This window comes from Cryptosporangium sp. NPDC051539, assembly GCF_044454545.1.
In the GTDB taxonomy this organism is placed as follows: domain Bacteria; phylum Actinomycetota; class Actinomycetes; order Mycobacteriales; family Cryptosporangiaceae; genus Cryptosporangium.
Genome location: NZ_JBITDV010000013.1, coordinates 91,336 through 110,066 on the forward strand (window position 1 = coordinate 91,336; position 18,731 = coordinate 110,066).

Annotated in this window: 16 protein-coding genes and 1 pseudogene; 12 read left to right on the forward strand and 5 right to left on the reverse strand. The window is 70.9% G+C overall.

The window, feature by feature from the left end; translation table 11 throughout:
- Positions 1-5: 5 nt before the first annotated feature.
- Positions 6-580, reverse strand: a pseudogene (locus ACIBZJ_RS34265) (SDR family NAD(P)-dependent oxidoreductase); the annotation flags it as partial.
- Between ACIBZJ_RS34265 and ACIBZJ_RS34270 the strand changes: the two are divergent.
- Positions 579-908, forward strand: coding sequence for a hypothetical protein (locus tag ACIBZJ_RS34270; protein WP_395937163.1), 330 nt, complete (start codon positions 579-581; stop codon positions 906-908). The pseudogene ACIBZJ_RS34265 and the gene ACIBZJ_RS34270 sit on opposite strands and share 2 nt — an antisense overlap.
- 3 nt (positions 909-911) lie before the next feature.
- Here ACIBZJ_RS34270 and dmpG read toward each other — a convergent pair whose 3' ends face one another.
- Genes dmpG through ACIBZJ_RS34285 form a run of 3 tightly spaced genes read right to left on the reverse strand, consistent with a single transcriptional unit; the run spans position 912 to position 3,603 of the window.
- Positions 912-1,910, reverse strand: coding sequence for a 4-hydroxy-2-oxovalerate aldolase (gene dmpG / locus ACIBZJ_RS34275; protein WP_395937165.1), 999 nt, complete (start codon positions 1,908-1,910; stop codon positions 912-914).
- Complete coding sequence (locus tag ACIBZJ_RS34280; protein WP_395937513.1) at positions 1,907-2,830, reverse strand: acetaldehyde dehydrogenase (acetylating); 924 nt, start codon at positions 2,828-2,830, stop codon at positions 1,907-1,909. The genes dmpG and ACIBZJ_RS34280 overlap by 4 nt, the downstream gene beginning before the upstream one ends.
- Positions 2,827-3,603, reverse strand: coding sequence for a 2-keto-4-pentenoate hydratase (locus tag ACIBZJ_RS34285; RefSeq protein WP_395937167.1), 777 nt, complete (start codon positions 3,601-3,603; stop codon positions 2,827-2,829). Before ACIBZJ_RS34285 ends, ACIBZJ_RS34280 begins: the two co-directional genes overlap by 4 nt.
- A gap of 70 nt (positions 3,604-3,673) precedes the next feature.
- On the opposite strand from ACIBZJ_RS34285, the gene ACIBZJ_RS34290 reads away from it, so the two are divergent.
- From ACIBZJ_RS34290 to ACIBZJ_RS34330, 9 genes are all read left to right on the forward strand, one after another.
- Entirely contained in the window at positions 3,674-4,426 is a 753-nt protein-coding gene (locus tag ACIBZJ_RS34290) for an IclR family transcriptional regulator (protein WP_395937169.1), read from the forward strand.
- A gap of 156 nt (positions 4,427-4,582) precedes the next feature.
- Positions 4,583-9,352 carry a diguanylate cyclase gene (locus tag ACIBZJ_RS34295; protein ID WP_395937171.1) on the forward strand — a complete coding sequence of 1,590 codons (4,770 nt, stop codon included), beginning with the start codon at positions 4,583-4,585 and terminating at the stop codon, positions 9,350-9,352.
- A 215-nt stretch (positions 9,353-9,567) separates the two neighbouring features.
- Positions 9,568-10,980: a cytochrome ubiquinol oxidase subunit I gene (locus tag ACIBZJ_RS34300; protein ID WP_395937173.1), complete on the forward strand. Its 1,413-nt coding sequence runs from the start codon at positions 9,568-9,570 to the stop codon at positions 10,978-10,980.
- The gene (locus ACIBZJ_RS34305; RefSeq protein WP_395937175.1) at positions 10,977-12,002 is read left to right on the forward strand and encodes a cytochrome d ubiquinol oxidase subunit II; all 1,026 of its coding nucleotides are present in this window, start codon (positions 10,977-10,979) and stop codon (positions 12,000-12,002) included. Before ACIBZJ_RS34300 ends, ACIBZJ_RS34305 begins: the two co-directional genes overlap by 4 nt.
- Positions 12,003-12,188: 186 nt before the next feature.
- The gene (locus tag ACIBZJ_RS34310) at positions 12,189-13,097 is read left to right on the forward strand and encodes a manganese catalase family protein (protein WP_395937177.1); all 909 of its coding nucleotides are present in this window, start codon (positions 12,189-12,191) and stop codon (positions 13,095-13,097) included.
- 84 nt (positions 13,098-13,181) lie between these two features.
- Entirely contained in the window at positions 13,182-13,442 is a 261-nt protein-coding gene (locus tag ACIBZJ_RS34315; RefSeq protein ID WP_395937179.1) for a hypothetical protein, read from the forward strand.
- Positions 13,439-14,695 (forward strand): Nramp family divalent metal transporter, encoded by a 1,257-nt coding sequence (locus ACIBZJ_RS34320; protein ID WP_395937181.1) that lies wholly within the window; start codon positions 13,439-13,441, stop codon positions 14,693-14,695. Before ACIBZJ_RS34315 ends, ACIBZJ_RS34320 begins: the two co-directional genes overlap by 4 nt.
- A 71-nt stretch (positions 14,696-14,766) precedes the next feature.
- The gene (locus ACIBZJ_RS34325; RefSeq protein ID WP_395937183.1) at positions 14,767-15,741 is read left to right on the forward strand and encodes a methyltransferase; all 975 of its coding nucleotides are present in this window, start codon (positions 14,767-14,769) and stop codon (positions 15,739-15,741) included.
- A 226-nt stretch (positions 15,742-15,967) separates the two neighbouring features.
- Positions 15,968-16,267 (forward strand): hypothetical protein, encoded by a 300-nt coding sequence (locus tag ACIBZJ_RS34330; RefSeq protein WP_395937185.1) that lies wholly within the window; start codon positions 15,968-15,970, stop codon positions 16,265-16,267.
- A 61-nt stretch (positions 16,268-16,328) separates the two neighbouring features.
- On the opposite strand, the gene ACIBZJ_RS34335 is transcribed toward ACIBZJ_RS34330, so the two are convergent.
- Positions 16,329-17,057, reverse strand: coding sequence for an ATP-binding protein (locus tag ACIBZJ_RS34335; protein WP_395937186.1), 729 nt, complete (start codon positions 17,055-17,057; stop codon positions 16,329-16,331).
- Between the two features lie 113 nt (positions 17,058-17,170).
- Between ACIBZJ_RS34335 and ACIBZJ_RS34340 the strand changes: the two genes are divergently transcribed.
- Both ACIBZJ_RS34340 and ACIBZJ_RS34345 read left to right on the forward strand, forming a co-directional pair.
- Positions 17,171-17,884: a GAF and ANTAR domain-containing protein gene (locus ACIBZJ_RS34340; protein ID WP_395937188.1), complete on the forward strand. Its 714-nt coding sequence runs from the start codon at positions 17,171-17,173 to the stop codon at positions 17,882-17,884.
- A 137-nt stretch (positions 17,885-18,021) separates the two neighbouring features.
- Positions 18,022-18,567, forward strand: coding sequence for a hypothetical protein (locus ACIBZJ_RS34345; protein ID WP_395937190.1), 546 nt, complete (start codon positions 18,022-18,024; stop codon positions 18,565-18,567).
- Positions 18,568-18,731 lie beyond the last annotated feature (164 nt).

Consider the following 18,731-nt stretch of genomic DNA (forward strand, 5'->3'; position numbering starts at 1 on the left):
AACGCTCAGCCGACCTGCGCGCCGAACGCCTCGAGTGATACCGGCTGCCAGTCGCGCCAGGTCCGCAGACGCTCCTGATAGATCGCTTCGATGACGGGGAAGTCCCGGCCGAGGAGGAGCCGGCGCGGCGGGTGCTCGGCGTCGACGAGAGCGAGGATGGCCGGCTTCGTGGCGGCGGCCGTGCCGACGGTGAACTCCGCGGCCGTCTCGCTGCGGGTCCGGGCGTAGTCGGGCGACTCGACGCTGTGGCGGGATCCGCGATCGAGCCAGTCCGTCGCGTACGCGCCCGGCTCGACGCAGGTGACGTGGATGCCGAAGCCCGCGACCTCCTGCGCCAGCGACTCCGAGAGACCTTCGAGGGCCCACTTGGAGGCGTGGTAGGCGCCGATGCCGGGATAGGCCCGGATGCCGCCCTCGCTCGTCACCTGCAGGATGTGCCCGCTGCCCTGGCGGCGCAGGCTCCGAAGCGCTCCACGAGATCCTCGAGCGCCTCGGTTTTCCGGGCGGTGGCGACCACGCGGTCGCCGCGTTGCAGGGCGGCCTCGGCCCAGAGCCGGCCGAAGCCGGTCGCCGAACTCGTGGACGAGGGCTGGGTCGCCGGGCGGGGTGCGCGCGGAGAGCCCCAGTTCGGTGCCTGGCCGACGCTGACCGGCCCCCGGGTGGTCGCCGAGCTCGGTGACTGGTCCGCCCGGTTCGGTTTCGTCGCCGCCGGCCTCGGCGTCACGACCGTTCCGCGCCTGGTCGCGGCGGCCGTGCCCGCCGGCATCGTGTGCGTCGACGTCGACGATCCGAACTGGACGGGCCGCTCGATGGGCCTGGCGCGGATCGGCGCTCTGACCGGGGCGGCGGTCGCCGTGCGCTCCGCGCTGGTCGAGGAGGCCCGCCTGATCGCCGAACGTCCCGGGTAGCGATCAGCCCGCGAGCGTCAGCGCCACGTCGACGATCATGTCCTCCTGGCCACCGACGAGGTTCCGCTTGCCGCACTCCATCAGGATGTCGCGGACGTCGAGGTCGTAGCGGCGGGCGGCGGCTTCGGCGTGCCGCAGGAACGACGAGTACACGCCGGCGTAGCCGAGCGTCAGCGTCTCGCGGTCGACGCGGACCGGGCGGTCCTGCAGCGGCCGGACGAGGTCGTCGGCGGCGTCCTGGAGCTTGAACAAGTCACACCCGTGCTCGAAGCCGGAGAGGTCGGCCACCGCGACGAACGCTTCGATCGGGCAGTTGCCCGCACCGGCGCCGTGCCCGGCGAGTGACGCGTCGACCCGGTAGACGCCGTTCTCGACGGCCACGACCGAGTTGGCCACCGAGAGCGACAGGTTCTCGTGGGCGTGGATCCCGATCTCGGTCGCCGGATCGAGGACGTTCCGGTAGGCGCGGACCCGGGCGGCGACGTCGTTCATCGTCAGCCGCCCGCCGGAGTCGGTGACGTAGACGCAGTGCGCGCCGTAGCTCTCCATGAGTTTCGCCTGCTCGGCGAGCTTCTCCGGCGGTGCCATGTGCGAGAGCATGAGGAACCCGGCGACGTCCATGCCGAGCTCGCGGGCGGCGGCGATGTGCTGGGCCGAGATGTCGGCCTCGGTGCAGTGCGTGGCCACCCGCACCGACCGCACACCCAGGTCGTACGCGGTCCGGAGTTCGTGGATCGTGCCGACGCCGGGCAGCAGCAGCGTCGTCAGGCGAGCCCGCTTCAGGACCGACGCCGCGGCTTCGATCCACTCCCAGTCGGTGTGCGAACCGGGGCCGTAGTTGACCGAGCCGCCGGCCAGGCCGTCGCCGTGGGCGACCTCGATCGCGTCGACGCCGGCCTCGTCCAGCGCCAGCACGATGCGCTTGACGTCGTCGGGGGAGATGCGGTGCCGGACGGCGTGCATACCGTCCCGGAGGGTGACGTCCTGTACGAAGATCTTCATCGGGCGGCGATTCCTTCGGCCATGCGCACGGCGGCGGACGTCATGATGTCGAGGTTCCCGGCGTAGGCGGGCAGGTAGTGGGCCGCGCCCTCGACCTCGAGGAAGACCGATACCTGGTGGGTGGGCGCGTCCGGGGTCAGCGTGTGCACCGGCTGGTCGGCCGGGATCTCGGTGATCTGGACCCGCTGCTTGAGCCGGTAGCCGGGCACGTAGGCGGCCACGTCGTCGACCATCGTGCGCACCGAGGCGTCGATCTGTTCGCGGACGGCCGGGTCCGGCGCGGTGACGAGCGCGAACACGGTGTCGCGCATGATCAGCGGCGGCTCGGCCGGGTTGAGGACGATGATCGCCTTGCCCCGCCGGGCCCCGCCGACCTGTTCGATCGCCGCCGACGTGGTCTCGGTGAACTCGTCGATGTTCGCGCGGGTTCCGGGGCCGGCCGAGCGGCTGGCGATCGAGGCGACGATCTCGGCGTAGGCGACCGGGACGACCCGCGAGATCGCGGCGACGATCGGAATCGTGGCCTGCCCCCCGCAGGTGACCATGTTGACGTCGGGCGCGTCGAGGTGCTCGTCGAAGTTCACCGCGGGGACGACGTACGGGCCGATCGCCGCGGGCGTGAGGTCGATCAGCCGCTTGCCGTGCGGTTCCAGCACGGCGGCGTTGTGGAGGTGGGCCTTCGCGGAGGTGGCGTCGAAGACGATGCCGATCTCGTCGAAACCGGGGTGGGCGACGAGCCCCTCGACGCCCTCGTGCGTCGTGGCGAAGCCCATCCGGGCCGCCCGCGCCAGCCCGTCGGAGGCCGGGGCGATACCGGCCATCACGCCCATCTCGAGGTGCTCGGCCGTGCGGATCACTTTGATCATCAGGTCGGTACCGATGTTGCCCGACCCGATGATGGCCACCTTGGTCATCGTCAGTCCTTCCCGAACGTCACGGACACGCTGCCGAGGCCGGAGACGCTCGCCTCGACGACGTCGCCGGGTGCCACCGGGCGCATCGGGCCGAGCGCGCCGGAGAGGATCACCTGGCCGCCCCGCAGCGGCTGCCCGAAACGTCGCGCTTCCCGGGCGAGCCACTGGACGGCCAGCAGCGGGTCGCCCAGACAGGCGGTGCCGGAGCCGGTGGACTGTTCGACGCCGTTGATCGACATCGACATCGTCACGTCCCTGGGCACGACGTCGTCCAGCGAGCGACGGTCGTCACCGAGCACGAACAGCCCGGCGGACGCGTTGTCGGCGACGGTGTCGGCGAAGCTGATGTCCCAGCCGGCGATACGACTGTCGCAGATCTCGATCGCGGCGACGGCGTGGTCGATCGCCGCTTCGATCTGCGCCAGCTCGAGGTCGCCGTCGGCCAGGTCCGCACGCAGCACGAATGCGACCTCGGCCTCCGCGCGAGGCTGAAGGAGCCGTCCGGGTGGCACGGTGCCGCCGCTGCTCACGCTCATGTCGTCGAAGAGCAGTCCGAAATCCGGCTGGCCGACGCCGAGCTGCCGCTGCACGGCGGGGGAGGTGAGGCCGATCTTGCGGCCGATCAGCGCGGCCGCACGCGCGTTCGCGACCAGCTGCTGGACGGCATACGCGGCGTCGACGTCGTCCGGCCCGAGGAGGTCGCGTACCGGCGCGCAGGGCGTCGTGTCGTCGGCGGCGGCACGCAGACGATCCGCGGCCGCGGCGATCGAAGGACTCATGGCGTGATCGTGCACCGCGCGGACCTGGGAAACCGAGCTCGCCGTACCACTCAGCGGTACGCTCCGACCGATGGCAGGTGAACTCGACAGCGTCCTGGGCAAGGCGATGGCCCTGCTCCGGTGCTTCACGCTCGACGAGCCGGTGCTCAGCCTGGCCGAGCTGGCCCGGCGCACCGGCCTGCCGAAGGCCTCCGCGCATCGCGTCGCCCGTGACCTCGTGCACCACCGTCTGCTCGACCGGGACGAGCAGGGCTACCGGCTCTCGGGCGGACTGTTCGAGCTCGGGATGCTCGCCTCGGTCGAGCGGCAGCTGCTCGAGCTGGCGATGCCGTTCCTGCAGGATCTCTACGAGCGCACGCACGAGACGGTGCACCTGGGCGTCCGGGAGGGCCACGAGGTGGTCTACGTCGCCAAGCTCGCCGGCCACCGTCAGGCGCAGAGCCCGTCCCGGACCGGCGGGCGGATGCCGCTGCACTGCACCGCGATCGGCAAGGCCCTGCTGGCCCACGCACCGCCGGAGCTCCGGCGCGAGGTTCTCGGTGGTGCGTTGGAGCGCCACACACCGCACACGGTCATCGCTCCCGGCCTGCTGAAGCGTCAGCTCGACGCGGTGGTGGAGAAGGGCGTCGCGTTCGAGCGGGAGGAGTCCCGCCTCGGTCTGCTGTGCGTGGCCGCCCCGATCCTCGACGAACAGGGCGGTGCGGCGCTGGCCGCGATCAGCATCACCGGCCCGGTCGGCCGGTTCCGCCCGGAAACGCAGGCCGACGCCGTACGCGCGGCGGCGGCCGCACTGCGCAGCGTCCGAGCCCGATCCCGCTCGTGAGGCACGATCGCCGTCGACGGCGGAAATCGTTCAGGATCGGTCTCGGCCGGCCGATGAGACGGCAGGCCGAGACCGGAACGGACCTCAAGCATGCGCGATGGTGCCGACGACGAGCCTGTATATCGCAGTGTGCGGACGCGGGTGAGTCGTGTTCGGGTGAGCGGCGGAATCGCCATCCGGAAAGAGTTCGTCGGCCCGGATGCGGCCAGGCGTGCCCAGCGCGAGCGGAGCGTCCTGGAGCACCTGGCCGGGGTGCCCGGTGTCGTCGGCCTGATCGGGAAGGGCAGCGGTCACTCCCTGCTGCTCGGTGATGCCGACGCGGTCTCGCCGGCCGAGTTCGGCCGGTGGGAACTGCCCGAGCTGCTCCGGATGGCCACCCAGATCGCGACGGCGGTCGCGGAGATGCACGACCGGGGTGTCACGCATCGAGACATCAACCCGTCGAACATCGTCCGATCGGACGCCGGTCCGCTGCTGATCGACTTCGACCTGGCGACGACGACCGCCGAGGAGCGGCCCGGATTTCTGCACCAGCTGCAGATGACGGGCACCTTGGCGTACCTGCCCCCGGAGCAGACCGGACGGACCGGACGGACGGTCGATCAGCGCGCGGACCTCTACAGCCTGGGCGCGACCTTCTACGAGCTGATCACCGGAGAGCCACCGTTCGGCACCGGTGACGCCCTGCGGCTGGTGCACGACCACCTCACCCGGTTGCCCGAGCCACCTCACACGCGGAATCCGGCCGTACCGCCTGCGCTCTCCCGACTCGTCCTCCGGCTGCTGGAGAAGGATCCGGACCGGCGCTACCAGAGCGCACGGGGAGTGGTCTTCGACCTCGCGCGGCTCGAAGACCTGGTTCGTACCGGTCGTTGGCAGGACGCCGATTTCCGGCTGGGCGAACGAGATTTCCCCCGGCGTCTGCTTCCGCCGTCCCGGCTGGTCGGACGGGACCGGGAGGTCGCGGCCCTGGCCGCGGCCTTCGCCGGCGCTCGGCGAGCGGTACCGCCGGGGCCCGACGGCCACCCGGCCGGCGACGTGGGCTCCCGCAGCGGGTTGCTGCTGATCAGCGGCGTCCCGGGCGTCGGGAAGTCCCGGCTGGTGAACGAATTGCGACCGTTGGTCACCGGTGCCGGCGGATGGCTGGTCGGCGGCAAGTTCGATGCCCATCGGAGCGACCTGGACGGTGACGCGGTACGGCAGTGCCTGCGCGGTCTCTGCCGGCTCCTGCTGGCCGAGCCCGACGGTGAGCTCAGCGCGGTGCGGGATCGGCTGCGGGCGCGGCTCGCCCGGCGGGCGGGTGCGACGGCGGAGATCCTCCCGGAACTGCGGACGCTGCTCGGCGTCGCCCCGGTGCCGACGCCGGTGGGGGATCCCCAAGCCGAGTCGGCCAAGCTGGTGCAGGACGCGCTGGGGATCCTGACGTCGGTGGCCACGCCGGCGCGTCCGATCGTCATGGTGCTCGACGACGTCCAGTGGGCCGGTCCGACGCCGCTGGAACTTCTCGATGCGATGGCGTCGGTCCGCATTCCGAACGTGCTGGTCGTCGCGGCCTACCGCGCCGACGAGGTCGACGCCGCACATCCACTGACCGCGATCATGAGCCGTTGGCGTCGGCTGGAGCTGTCGCCACCGTTGCTGGAACTGGTGAACCTGCCCGCCGAGGACCTCGGGGTGTTGCTGGCCGAGGTGCTACGGATGCCCGTGGCGGCGGTGGCCGATCTGGCCGCGGAGATCTGCGCCAGTACCGGGGGCAACCCGTTCGACTCGGTCGAGCTCCTCAACCAGCTCTGCCGTGACGGTGCGATAACGCTCGCCGAAGAGGGCTGGCGCTGGGATCCGGTGGCGCTGCACCGACGCCTGCGCGGTGCGGACGTCATCGAATCGCTGACCGCGCGTATCGATGCTCTTCCCGGCCCGGCGCGACGGATCCTCGGGCTGATGAGCGTTCTGGGCGGGGAGATCGGGATCGACCTGCTGGAGCACGCCACCGGTGAGGCGGCGGCGACGCTGACCGAGCAGATGCTGCCGGCCATGGAGGACGGTCTGCTGGTGACGATCGGGGTCGAAGAGGCGATCGCGTTCGTCCACGACCGGGTGCAACAAGCCGCCGCCGGCCGGCTGACGGACGACACCGCGAGCGCGCTCCGTTTGCAGCTCGCCCGGCGGCTGGCGGCCGTCCGGGGACGGGAGGCGTTGGCCGTCGCTCAGTACCTGCCGGTTCTCGACGCAGTGACCGACCCGGCCGAGCGGGCCGCCGTCGCCGTGCTGTGCCGCCGTGTCGCTGCGCAGGCGAGGCTGGTCAGCGACTTCGAGACCGTCGAGCGACTGCTGGCCGCAGCTCAGCGGCTCGGCGGCCGGGACATCGCGTTGGCCATCGAGCAGCTCACCGCGCTCTTCTGCCTGGGGCGCCTCGCCGAAACCGACGACCTCTACGCCTGGGTGGTCGCGCAACCCGGCACCCCCGGTGACCGGGCCGCCGCCGCCGGGATACAGATCGGTAGCCTGACCGCGCGCAGCAGACCTCAGGAAGCCGTCGCCCTGGGCCGGGTCGTGCTCTGCGAACTCGGTCTGCACCCACCGGCCGAGGAGGAACTCGACGCGTGCGTCGCGGCCGGGATGGACATCGCCTACGAGTGGGTCCGGCGCGGAAGCATCAGCGACGACCTCGCCCGGCCCGAACTGGACGACTCGCGGCTGCGCGCGATCGCCGAGGTCAGTAACCGCACCCTGCCGGCTGCCTACTTCTGCGATCACCGGACGATGGGATGGCTGGTGGTCGAATGCGTCCGGCTCTGGGCCGAACACGGCCCGGCGGCGGCGCTGGTCGGTCCGGTCAGCCACCTGGGGTTCGTCGCCAGCGCGCTCCGCGACGACTACCGCATCGGGCGTGACGTCCTGGAACGGGTCATCGCCCTCGGCGAGGCCCGCGGCTACGAGCCGGACACGTCCCAAGCCCGCTTTCTCTACGCGCTCGGGACCGGGTACTGGTTCGAGCCGGCCGAGGACGTCCTGGCCATCGCCCGGCAGGCTCACGACGGCGCGATCCGCTGGGGCGATCTGCGTAATGCCTGCTACTCGTTCTACGTCACGATTCCGCTGCTGCTGGAGCACGCCGCCACGCTCGCGGAGGTGCTGGCCGAGACCGACATCGCGTCGGCATTCTGCGCCCGGACCGGGAACGATCACGCCGCGCACGGGTTCATCGCCTATCGCCAGGCCGCGCTGGCGATGACCGGCACGCCTGACGCTCGGCCCGATCGGTTCGGAACCGTGCTTGCCGACCCGGTGGCCACCGCGAACCTCTACCGGCTGCGGGCTCTGGTCGCCACCCTCTTCGATGACGTTCCCGCGATGGTCGAGCACACCACCGCGTTGATGCCGCTCCTGCCTGGCGTCCACGCGACGCCCATCGTTCCGACCTGCTACTTTCTGCGCGCGCTCACGATCATCCGCCACGGCGGTCACCCGGAGGAGTTGGCGGCCTGCCGGACCTGGCTGACCGCGAGGGTGGCTGACGCCCCCGCCAACTTCGCCCACCTGCTTCATCTGCTCGACGCCGAGCAGCACCGAGCCGCCGACGAGTACGGCCCCGCCCTGCGCGCGTACGACCGAGCCGTCTCCGCGGCCGCGGGCCGCCGCCGTCCCTGGCACCAGGCCTTGATCACCGAACGCGCGGGTCGGTATCACCTGGCTCTGGGCTTGCGGCACAGCGGGCAGCTCCTGCTCACCGAGGCGCATCACAAGTACGAAGACTGGGGCGCCACGGCGAAGACAGCGAGACTGGTCGAAGAGTTCGCCTGGCTGGGCACTGGCCCGGCCCCACTGGCGCTGCGGATCCCGACGCAGGGCTCGGTGAGCATCACGTCGGACGCGATCGACCTGCTCGGCATCCTGGCGGCCTCACAGGCTCTCAGTTCGGAGACCAACCTCGACCGGCTTCGGGAACGAATGGCGGACGTGCTCGCCGCGATGACCGGTGCGACGGCGACGCACATCGCCGTGTGGAACGAACCGGCCCAGACGTGGTGGCTGCTCGGAACCGACCCCGCGACGAGCCTCGAGCAGGCGGGTGAGCAAGGACTGTTCCCGCTCTCGGCTTTCCGCTACGCCGAGCGCAGCGGCGAGCCGCTCGTCGTCGAAAACGCCTGTGACGACCCGCGATTCACGCACGATCCCTACCTCGCCGGCCTGGAACAGTGCTCGCTGCTGGCCGTGCCGATCCGACACCAGGGCGCCGGACACGCGGTGCTCGTGCTGTGCAACTCCCTCAGCCGGGCCGCATTCACCACCGAACGCCTCGGTGGCGTCCAACTCATCGCCGGACAGCTCGCGGTCTCGCTGGCGAACGCGCAGCTCTACGCCTCGCTCGAAAGCACGGTCGCCGCGCGCACCGCCGAACTGGCCGAAGCCAACCGGAAACTGGAACGGCTCACGCTCACCGACCCGCTGACCGGCCTCGCCAACCGGAGGCTGCTGGCCAACGTGCTCGAGAGCGAATGGCAGCGCGCCCAGCGGCCGAAGAGTTCTCTCGCCGTCGCCATGATCGACATCGACCACTTCAAGCTCTACAACGACCACTACGGACACACGGCAGGCGATTCCTGTCTGCGGAGGGTCGCCGACGTCCTCACCACGACCGTGCGCACCAGCGACACGGTCGCCCGGTACGGGGGCGAGGAGTTCGCGGTCGTGTTCCCCGACACCGACGCGTCCTCCGCGTACCGGGTCGCCGAACGCGCCCGAGCCGCGATCGCGGACCTGGGCGAGAGGCACGCCGCCGCCCCGACGGGAATCGTGACGGTCAGCATCGGCGTCGCCGCCGTCGTCCCGTCGGCCGACGGCTTCGTCCGGCAGCTGATCGACGACGCCGACCAGCGGCTGTACGCGGCCAAGCGCGAAGGCAGAAATCGCGTGAGCAGCTGACACCCGACCGGCGTGCCGCCGCTCCGGTCCGGTCAGTGCACCCGGCGGCCGTGGGGCGTGGGGCTTGCCAGCGGGGGGCTCACGTCCGCGTCGACGACGTCGTCGACGAGCGCTGAGCCGAGGAGCGCCGGGCCGACGGGCGTGTGCAGGACCTGAATGTGGGTAGACGCGCTTCGTCAGCGCCCCTCCGCGGATCGACGGAAACGGGAGATTCGATGGCGGTTGACTGGGTTCTCGCAGCGGACCCGGAGCAATTGTGGCCCGCGCGCGAACAGATGGCCTTCACGCTGGGCTTCCACATCATCCTGGTGCCGTTCGGAGTCGCGTTCACGTTCCTGATGCTGATCGCGAACTACCGGGGCCTCAGACGCGGCGACGAGACCGCCCTCCTGCTGGCCCGGCGCTGGTCGCAGGTGGCGGCCGTGCTGTTCGCGGTCGGCGCGGTCTCGGGCACCGTCCTCTCGTTCGAATTGGGGTTGCTCTGGCCCGGGCTGATGGGCATCTACGGCGCGGCGTTCGGCATTCCGTTCGCGATCGAGGGACTGTTCTTCTTCATCGAGGCGATCTTCGTCGCGATCTACATCTACGGGTGGCGGCGGATGAAGCCGTGGCCGCACTTCTGGTCCGGCGTCCCGGTCGTGCTGTCCGGTGTCGGAGGCACGTCGTCGGTCGTGGCGGCGAACGCCTGGATGAACCAGCCGGCCGGTTTCACGATGCGCAACGGGCAGATCGTCGACGTGCGTCCCGTGAAGGTGCTTCTCAACGATGCGTTCTGGTACGAGGCGCTGCACATGCTGCTCGCGGCCTACATGGTCGCCGGGTTCACGGTCGCCGGTGTGTACGCGGTGGGCATGCTCCGCGGACGGCGGGACCGCTACCACCGGCTCGGCCTGCTGATCCCGCTGACCGTCGCCGCGCTCGTCACGCCGGTGCAGATCTTCGTCGGCGACGTCGCGGCCCGCGAGGTGTTCCGGAACGAACCGGCGAAGTTCGCGACGATCGAGGCACTGCACGAGACGGGTCGGTGCGTTCCCGAGGTGCTCGGCGGGTACTACGACGACGGAGTCCACTATGGCGTCAGCGTCCCCTGCGGTGCGTCGATCCTCTCGGGCTACGTACCGTCGACCGAGATCCACGGCCTCGAGGACGTACCGGAACAGTTCCGGCCCACTGACCGGGCCGTCACGATCGTCCATTCGAGTTTCGACGTGATGGTGGGCATCGGCATGGCGTTGCTGGCGCTGTCGGCGTGGTTCGGCGCCGTGTGGTGGCGCCGCAAGGACCTGCCGCGCAGCCGCTGGTTCCTGCGTGCCACCGCGGTCAGCGGCGTCGCGGCAACCGTCGCGCTCGAGGCCGGCTGGGTGGTCACCGAGGTGGGCCGGCAGCCGTGGACCGTTGTCGGCCATCTGCTGACCCGGGACGCAGTGACGACCGAGGGCAACATCTGGCTGCTGTTCGGGGCGACCCTCGTGCTCTACACGGCGGTCGGGATCACCACGTTCTCCGTGCTCGGGCTACTGAAACGCCGATGGCGTGCGGCGGACGACGCGGCTGCGGCCAACGACGACGCGGTCGACGACGCGGCGGTTGCCGACGTGCCCTACGGCCCGGCCGGTGACCGGGCATGAGCACGTTCGCGGCCGTCGTGCTGTTCCTCGGTGTCGTCGCCTACGCCGTGCTCGGGGGAGCCGACTACGGCGCCGGGTTCTGGGATCTGACCGCCGGGGGTGCCCGGCGCGGCCGGGACCCCCGCCACCTGATCGACACCACGCTGGCCCCGGTCTGGGAGGCCAACCACGTCTGGCTCATCTTCTGCCTGGTGATGCTGTGGACCGGCTTCCCGGGTGCGTTCGCCGCGATCACGACGACGCTGTACCTGCCGCTGGGGCTGGCCGCGCTGGGCGTCGTCGTCCGCGGATCGGGCTTCGCGTTCCGCAAAGTCGTGGAGCACACCGAGCAGCAGCGCGTCACCGGAGCCGCGTTCGCGACGTCATCGGTCATCACGCCGTTTTTCCTGGGCACGGTGGCCGGCGGGATCGCGTCCGGCCGCGTGCCCGCCCGTGGGCACGGCGATCCGATCACCAGTTGGGTCAATCCGACGTCACTGCTCGGCGGCCTGCTCGCGGTGCTCGTCTGCGCGTTCGTCGCAGCGGTCTTCCTGACCGCCGAGGCGCGGCGCCGACCGGTGCCCGCCGCGGAGCTGGAGCGCCGCAAGATCGCCGATCTCGGACGGTGGTTCGGCCGCCGGGCGCAGCTGTCCGCACTGGTGACCGGCCTGGTGGCACTGGCGGGCATTCTCGTCCTGCGCGCGGACGCCCCCCGGCTCTTCGACGGTCTGCTCAGCCGCGGGCTGCCGCTCGTGGTGCTCTCCGGTGCGTGTGGTCTCGGCGCGCTGCTGTTGCTCGGACGGGCCGCGCCGCGCCTTCTCCAAGGTCTGGCCGTGACCGCGGCCGGGATGATCGTGGCCGGCTGGGGGGTGGCGCAGTACCCGTACGTGCTCGGAACCCACCTGAGCATCGGGGAGGCGGCCGCGCCCCCGGCGACATTGTGGGCGCTGACGATCGTCGCCGCGATCGCGCTGGCGATCGTCGTCCCGGCGTTGGGTCTGTTGTTCGTTCTGCAACAGCGCGGCCGGCTCGAGAGTCACTGAAGTCACGGAGGAACCCGGGCCGCCGGCCCGGGTTCCTCCGTCGTCGGGCAGGTTCGTCGCAGCATGCGGTGACGCCGCGGAGACGGTGCCGAGACGTGCGTCCGGACGAGATGGGGACGAGCGTCGGTGAAGGTCTTCCGTAGCGGTCGGAACACCGGCCGACGTCCCCGAGGCGAGGAGTACGCCGTGTACCGCCACGTGAAGAACCTGCAGTTCGCCGCCAAGCCGGAGAAGCCCGACGCGGTGTACGCGATGAAGCTGCAAGAACTCATCGGTGGTCAGTTCGGGGAGCTGACCGTCACCATGCAGTACCTGTTCCAGGGCTGGAACTGCCGGATCCCCGGCAAGTACAAGGACATGCTGCTCGACATCGGGACCGAAGAGATCGGTCACGTCGAGATGATCAGCACGATGATCGCCCGGCTGCTCGAGGGCGCACCGAACGAGACGACCGAGAAGGCCGCTGCGGTCAATCCGGTCCTCGGTGCGGTTCTGGGCGGCATGAACCCGCAGCACGCGATCCTCGCCGGCGGTGGAGCGACGCCGTTCAACAGCCAGGGCGTGCCGTGGAACACCGGTTACATCGTGGCCAGCGGGAACCTGCTCGCGGACTTCCGCTCCAACGCCCACGCCGAGGCCCAGGGGCGGCTGCAGACCAGCCGGCTCTACAACATGAGCGACGACCCGGGCGTCCGGGCGATGCTGAAGTTCAACCTGGCCCGGGACACGTGGCACCAGCAGCAGTGGCTGCTGGGCATCGAGCAGCTGCAGGAGGACGGCCTCGCCGACATCGTCGAGGACTCGAACTTCGAGAACGAGGACAAGATCCAAGACCACACCTACTGGGTGTTCGACGAAACCAGCACCGCCACCGAGGGCCGCTGGGCGCAGGGCCGGACGCTCGTCGACGACCAGGAGATTCTCGTCCAGAACCCGGCCGTGCCCAGCGACGACATCGGTTTGCTGCCGCCGCCGGACCCGAAGCTCTACGCGACCTATGACGGCTCGCAGGGCCGCGGCAAGCCGGGCACCGCCGCCGGCGGCACCGCGCAGGGCATCGCGAACGTCGTCAAGAAGGTCACCGGAACCGACTGATCCAGCGGGTGCCCGGCGCCGCCCGGCGCCGGGCGCCGCGGATCCGGCGGTGCCCGAGCCCATCGTTGTCCGAGGAGAGACCCCATGGTTCACCACGCCCTCGATCGGCACGCTCTCGAGCCGCCGATGTCGCGGCCGTTCGCCGCGGTGGCCCGCCACCGGCCCGGCCTCGTCGCGCTGCTCGCGCTGGTCGTCCCGGTCGCGGCCTGGGCGCGCGACCCGCTGCTCGCGCTGTCCGGGCTCCTGCTGGCCGCCCTGTTCGTCGTCCGGGTCCGTCTCGCGGCCGACGAGATCCGTCGCGGCGCCGGGAGCCGCGGCGCGCGTGAAAACGAGGTCCGGGCGTGACCGCGGTGCCGGTGGCCGTACCGGCCACGCCGGTACTGCCCGCGTCGGTGCGGGCTCCCCGACGGGCGCTGTTGCCGTCGACCGCGGCCGGGACGCTCGGTCCCGCGCTACTCGTCGCCGCCGGCTACGTCGATCCGGGGAACTGGGGAACCGACGTCGCGGCCGGCGCCCGGTTCGGGTACGGGCTGGTCTGGGTGCTCGCGCTCGCGACCGGCCTCGCGCTGTTCCTGCAGTACCTCTCGGTCCGCCTCGGTCTGGCGTCGGGTCAGGACCTGGCGTCGCTGCTCCGGACCCGTCTGCCCCGTCCGGCGCGCGCTCTGCTGATCCCGCCCGTTCTCGGGATTCTGGTGGTCACCGAGATCGTCGAGGTGCTGGGTGTGGTGATCGGCGTCCAGCTGCTCACCGGTTGGTCGACCGGCGGCTCGGTGGCCGCCGCGACCGGGTTGATCGTCGCGATCCTCGTCGCGCCGCCGGGCGTCGCCCGGCGGACCGTCTACACGTGCCTGGGCCTGGTCGGCGCGGTGTACTTGACCGTGCTGGTCCGGCACGGCGTCGGCGACGTGCTCGGGGGCCTGCGCCCGCAGCCACTACCGCCGGGCGGGATCGTCGTCGCCGCGGGACTGATCGGCGCCGTCGTCATGCCGCACAACGTCCTCCTGCACAGTGCACTCGCCCGGGATCTGCGGCACGCCGCCGACCGCAAGGAGGGCGGCCGCGCGAGCGAGGCCCGGCTGGCCGGGCTCAGCCGTCGGTCGCTGACCACCACCGCCGCTGCGCTCGGGGTCGCGTTCGCGGTGAACTGCGCGATCATGTCGATCACCGCGAGCGGCTCGGGTCGCGGTGCCGATCTCGCCGGCGCGCTGGGGTCGGTCGGCGCCGTCACCACCGTCCTGTTCGCGATCACTCTGATCGGCGCCGGTCTGGCGTCGTCGACCGCGGGGGGAATGGTGGGCGCCGACGTGATCAGCCGCCTGCTGCCGGGTTTCCCGGCCCCACCCGCGGTCCGCCGGATCGCCTGCCTGGTCCCCGGTGCGGCGATCGCCGGGAGTGGGCTGCCGCAGCTGTCGGTGCTGGTGTGGAGCCAGGTGCTGCTGACGGTGGCGCTGCCGCTGGTGCTGGTGCCGCTGGTCTGGTTCTGCAGCGAGCGCCGCACGGTGGGCGGCTGGGCCCTGTCGCCGTCGGTCCGGGTCGTCGCCGGTCTCGTCGTTGCTGGAGTGTTCGCGGCCGGCGCCGCGTCGCTCTTCGCCGGGTGACGCGCGGCCCGCCTCGCGAAACCCGGCCGCTCGGGCTGAGTAGGAGTCGGATGGCGGGGCAATGCTCTGCGATGACCACGACAGAGCCCTCAGCGAAGGCGGGCGCGGGCTTCTCGTCCGCGGACCTGGCCCTGCACGACCTCGGCGCGGCACTGAAGAGCGCCGGCTACGCGTTCACCACCCTCACCCCGGCGTCCCACCAGCGGGTCAACCAGCGTCCGGGCAATGCGTGGGCGACCGATCTGCCCGGAGTTTTCGGCTGGAGCCGACCGTTTCGCTCGGGCTTGCTGCCGGCGTCTCTCGTGGAGCTGATGGCTGCCGCCGACGTCCTGGCGACCGAGGGCGACACCCACCGGAGCCTGGTGCGGTTCTCCTCCTGCGACGGCGATCTCTTCGTGCATTCCGCGTTTCCGACGACCGCTCAGGACTCGGTCTTCTTCGGCCCGGACACCTACCGCATGGTTGCTGCCGCTGTGGCACACCTCGAAGCGCAGGATCGACCGGTCCGGCGGGCGGTGGACGTCGGTTGCGGCACCGGGGCCGGAGCGATCGCCGTGGCGAAGCGGGCGCCGGAAGCAGACGTGTACGCGGTCGACGTCAATCGCACCGCCCTGCGATACACGCAGGTCAGCGCGGCGCTGGCCGGTGTGCCGAACGTCCGGCCGGTGCTGAGCGACCTTGTGAGTGGCGTGGATGGCGACTTCGACCTGATCGTGTCCAATCCGCCGTTCATGATCGATCGCGCCGGCCGCCTCTATCGGGACGGCGGCGGACCGGAAGGCCACGCGCTGTCGCTCGCCATCGTCGACACCGCGGTCGAGCGGCTCGCGCCGGCTGGTTCGCTGGTGCTGTTCAGCGGTGCGGGCATCGTGGCGAATCACGATCCACTCCGGGTGGCCGTCGCCGAGCGCTTGGCCGGGACGGACCTGGACTGGGCGTACCGGGAGGTCGACCCGGACGTCTACAGCGAGGAACTCGACGGCGAGGAGTACGGCGACGCCGAGCGGATCGCGGTGGTTGTCCTGACCGCCACCCGACCGCGGTAACGCCCCTTCGCGGGCGTGGGCAATGGCGACGGCGCGGCCGATGTCCGAGTCACCGCCGAACTCGCTGCGCGGATCCCGCATGCCGTACCGGTCCGATGCCGGGCCAGATCGCGGCCCGAAATTTTTTCGTCCAGATGGGACTGAGCCGAATCGCCAGGGGTACGTCGCGTCAGCGTCGGCGACACCCGTCGTAGTTCGAGAACTCGCCCGAGAACTGGGAGAAGTCATGACCACCGCCAACCCCACTGGTGACTACGCAGCCGGCACCACGGTGTCCGATCGAACGGCACCCCGGCGTCTGAGCACCGAAACGAAGGCGTCCTTCAAGACGAGCGAATTGATCGTCTACGTGGCGGCCGTCGTCGGCGTTCTGATCGCTTCTCAGGTGGTCGGCAGCGACGACGGCCATGACGACTACTTCCGCGCTGACCGCGCGTGGCTCTACGTCGTCATCCTGACCGTCGGTTACCTGGTCAGTCGCGGTCTGGCCAAGTCCGGCAGCCGCGACCCCTACGACGCGAGGTAGCTCCCACGCCCGGTTCGGCGGCCTTCACCGGTCGCCGTGCCGGGCGCCCGTCCGAGCCGGTTCAGTGGACGCGCAGGGTGGCCCACGTCGTTTTGCCCTCGGCGGTGGGCAGCGTTCCCCAGGCCGTGGCGAAAGCGTCGACCAGGCGCAGCCCTCGCCCGAGCAGAGGTTCTGCTGAGCCGGTGTGTTTGCGTGCCGGAGCGGGCGCGCCGTCGTGTACGGCGATGTGTAGGTAGTGCTCGCGGTAGGAGAGCGTGAGTACGAAGGGTGTGCGGGCGTGGGTGGCGGCGTTGTCGGTGAGTTCGGTGACGAGGACGGCTGCCTCGTCGACGACCGCCTCGAGGTGCCAGGCGGCGCAGGCGTCGCGGGTGAACCGGCGCGCCTCGCCGGGCGACGCCACCGTGGGCTGCAGGTAGAGCCGCAGCCGCCCGAGCGGGGCGCCGCGTCCGGCGGCCTGGATGGCTTCCTCGACGGTCGGCCGGACGGGCACCGTTTTCGCCGCGGGGCTGCGGCGCAGGGCTAGTGTGGTGGCGTCGTTCGGTGCGGCCAGTACGACGGGGATGGCGGGCCAGCTCGCGGCGCGTTCGAGGACGGCGGGGAACACGGCGAGGAGCACCGGTTGGCTCACGGTGAGCTCGGCGAGGTCGACGACGAGCCCGGTGGGGCATTCGGCAAGACATTTGAGCAGTACTGCGCGTAGGCCGGGGACGCTACGGGGTCGCAGATGCCCGTCCAGGCGGATCACGGTGACCGGGTTGTGCCGGTCGATCTGCCAGCGCACCGTGTCCACGTTCCTATCGGATCTCGGGACGTGCTGTTCCGCAAGGTGACGAAGGGGTGTGTTCAGGTGGCCGCGAGCGGGGAATGGCACACGCCGTCCGTGTCTGGTCGGGAGGTGGCGCCATGCCGGAGTCGACGGTTTCCGCGGAACTCGTCGGTTCGTTCACGGAGTTGACCGACTTGCTGGTGGCGATGCCCGACGTCGGTACGTTGCTGCAGCGGACCGCGACGCTTGCTGCTGCCGCGGTCGCGCCGTACGCGTCGTGCGGTATCACGCTGGCGCGTAACGGTCCTCCGCTGACCATCGCGGCGAGTGATGTCCGTAGTTCGCAGGTGGATGAGCAGCAGTACGAGTGGGACGAGGGTCCGTGTCTGGACGCGTTGCGTCAGGGCGTCGTCGTGGACGTTCCAGACCTGGCCGGCGACGAACGTTGGCCGCGGTATCGCCCCCGAGCGCTGGCATTGGGAGTGCGCAGCTCCCTGTCTCTGCCCCTGCGGATCCGGGACGAGACCGTCGGCGCGTTGAACTTCTACGGCGGCCGGGCCGGCCGTTTCGGCAGTGTGGAGCGTGAGCACGCCGACATTTACGCACGGCAGGTCGTCAATGTCGTCACGGTCGCGCTGCGCCACTTCGAGCAGGTGGAGTTGATCGAACAGTTGCGCGGGGCGCTGATGTCGCGGGCGACGATCGATCAGGCGATCGGTGTGCTGGTCGCGCGGGAGGGGATCGATCCGGAGCAGGCGTTCGTGTTGTTGCGGCGGGCGTCGCAGAACAGCAACGTGAAGCTGCGTGAGGTCGCGGCGGCGATTCTGCGCAGTGCCGGGAAACGGCGCTAGCGAGCGGGTCGGTAGAACCCAGAGGCGAGGGTGGCGGACCCGGGACCCGCTCGTCGCTGTCGCGCCACCGTCCAGGGAAGGGCGACGGATCCGGGTTTGGCCGGACGAATGGCGGTGATCCGTGGGTAATGGATGCGATGACCTGTTGCGTGCCCTGCTCGGTCGACTCGGCCGGGGCGATCGATACCTGCGTCGGAGATCCGTGGATCACCGTCGTGTACTCCGCTCCCGGTGACGTCGTAGTTGCCGCCGCGACACGGCCCGGGCGCAGCGAGTTCGACCCGCTGCACCCCGGCGACGACCTCGCTGACGCTCGTCACTGGGCGATGATGCTCGCGTTGACCTGCGTGGGTCCTGCGCTCTGGACGAGTTGTCCAGAATCTGCGCAGAGTTTTTCCCAGCTGCGGCACCAGATGCTGAGCGGCGCTCTGGACCAGCAGTGGGAGCTGATGTCACTGGTGCTCGACGGCGTGTCCCGACCGGCCTGGACGTTGCGCGTGCGGCACGGTGCGGTCGCCGTCGTCGCGAGGACCGCACGCGGGGCGGTGGCGCTCGGCGCGCGAGGCATGGACCCGGTGGCCCTGCAACTGCGGACTGCCCCGGTCCCGACGCCCAGGGTTCTCGTACCCGCGCGTCGCCGTTCCCCCGATGCCGCAGAGCAGGGACGGCGGCTGGCGAGCTGACGAGCACGTCCGAGGCCCGTTGCGGGCCGCGAAGTTTTGACGTCGGTTCCGCATAGGTCGCGGCCGAGCGGGCACCAGCCGAACGGAGTCCGGTGAGAAGGAACCGACCCCGTTCCGGCGGTCAGGCAGCGGCCTTGGAACACCGTCCGCAGGGGAGTGACGGC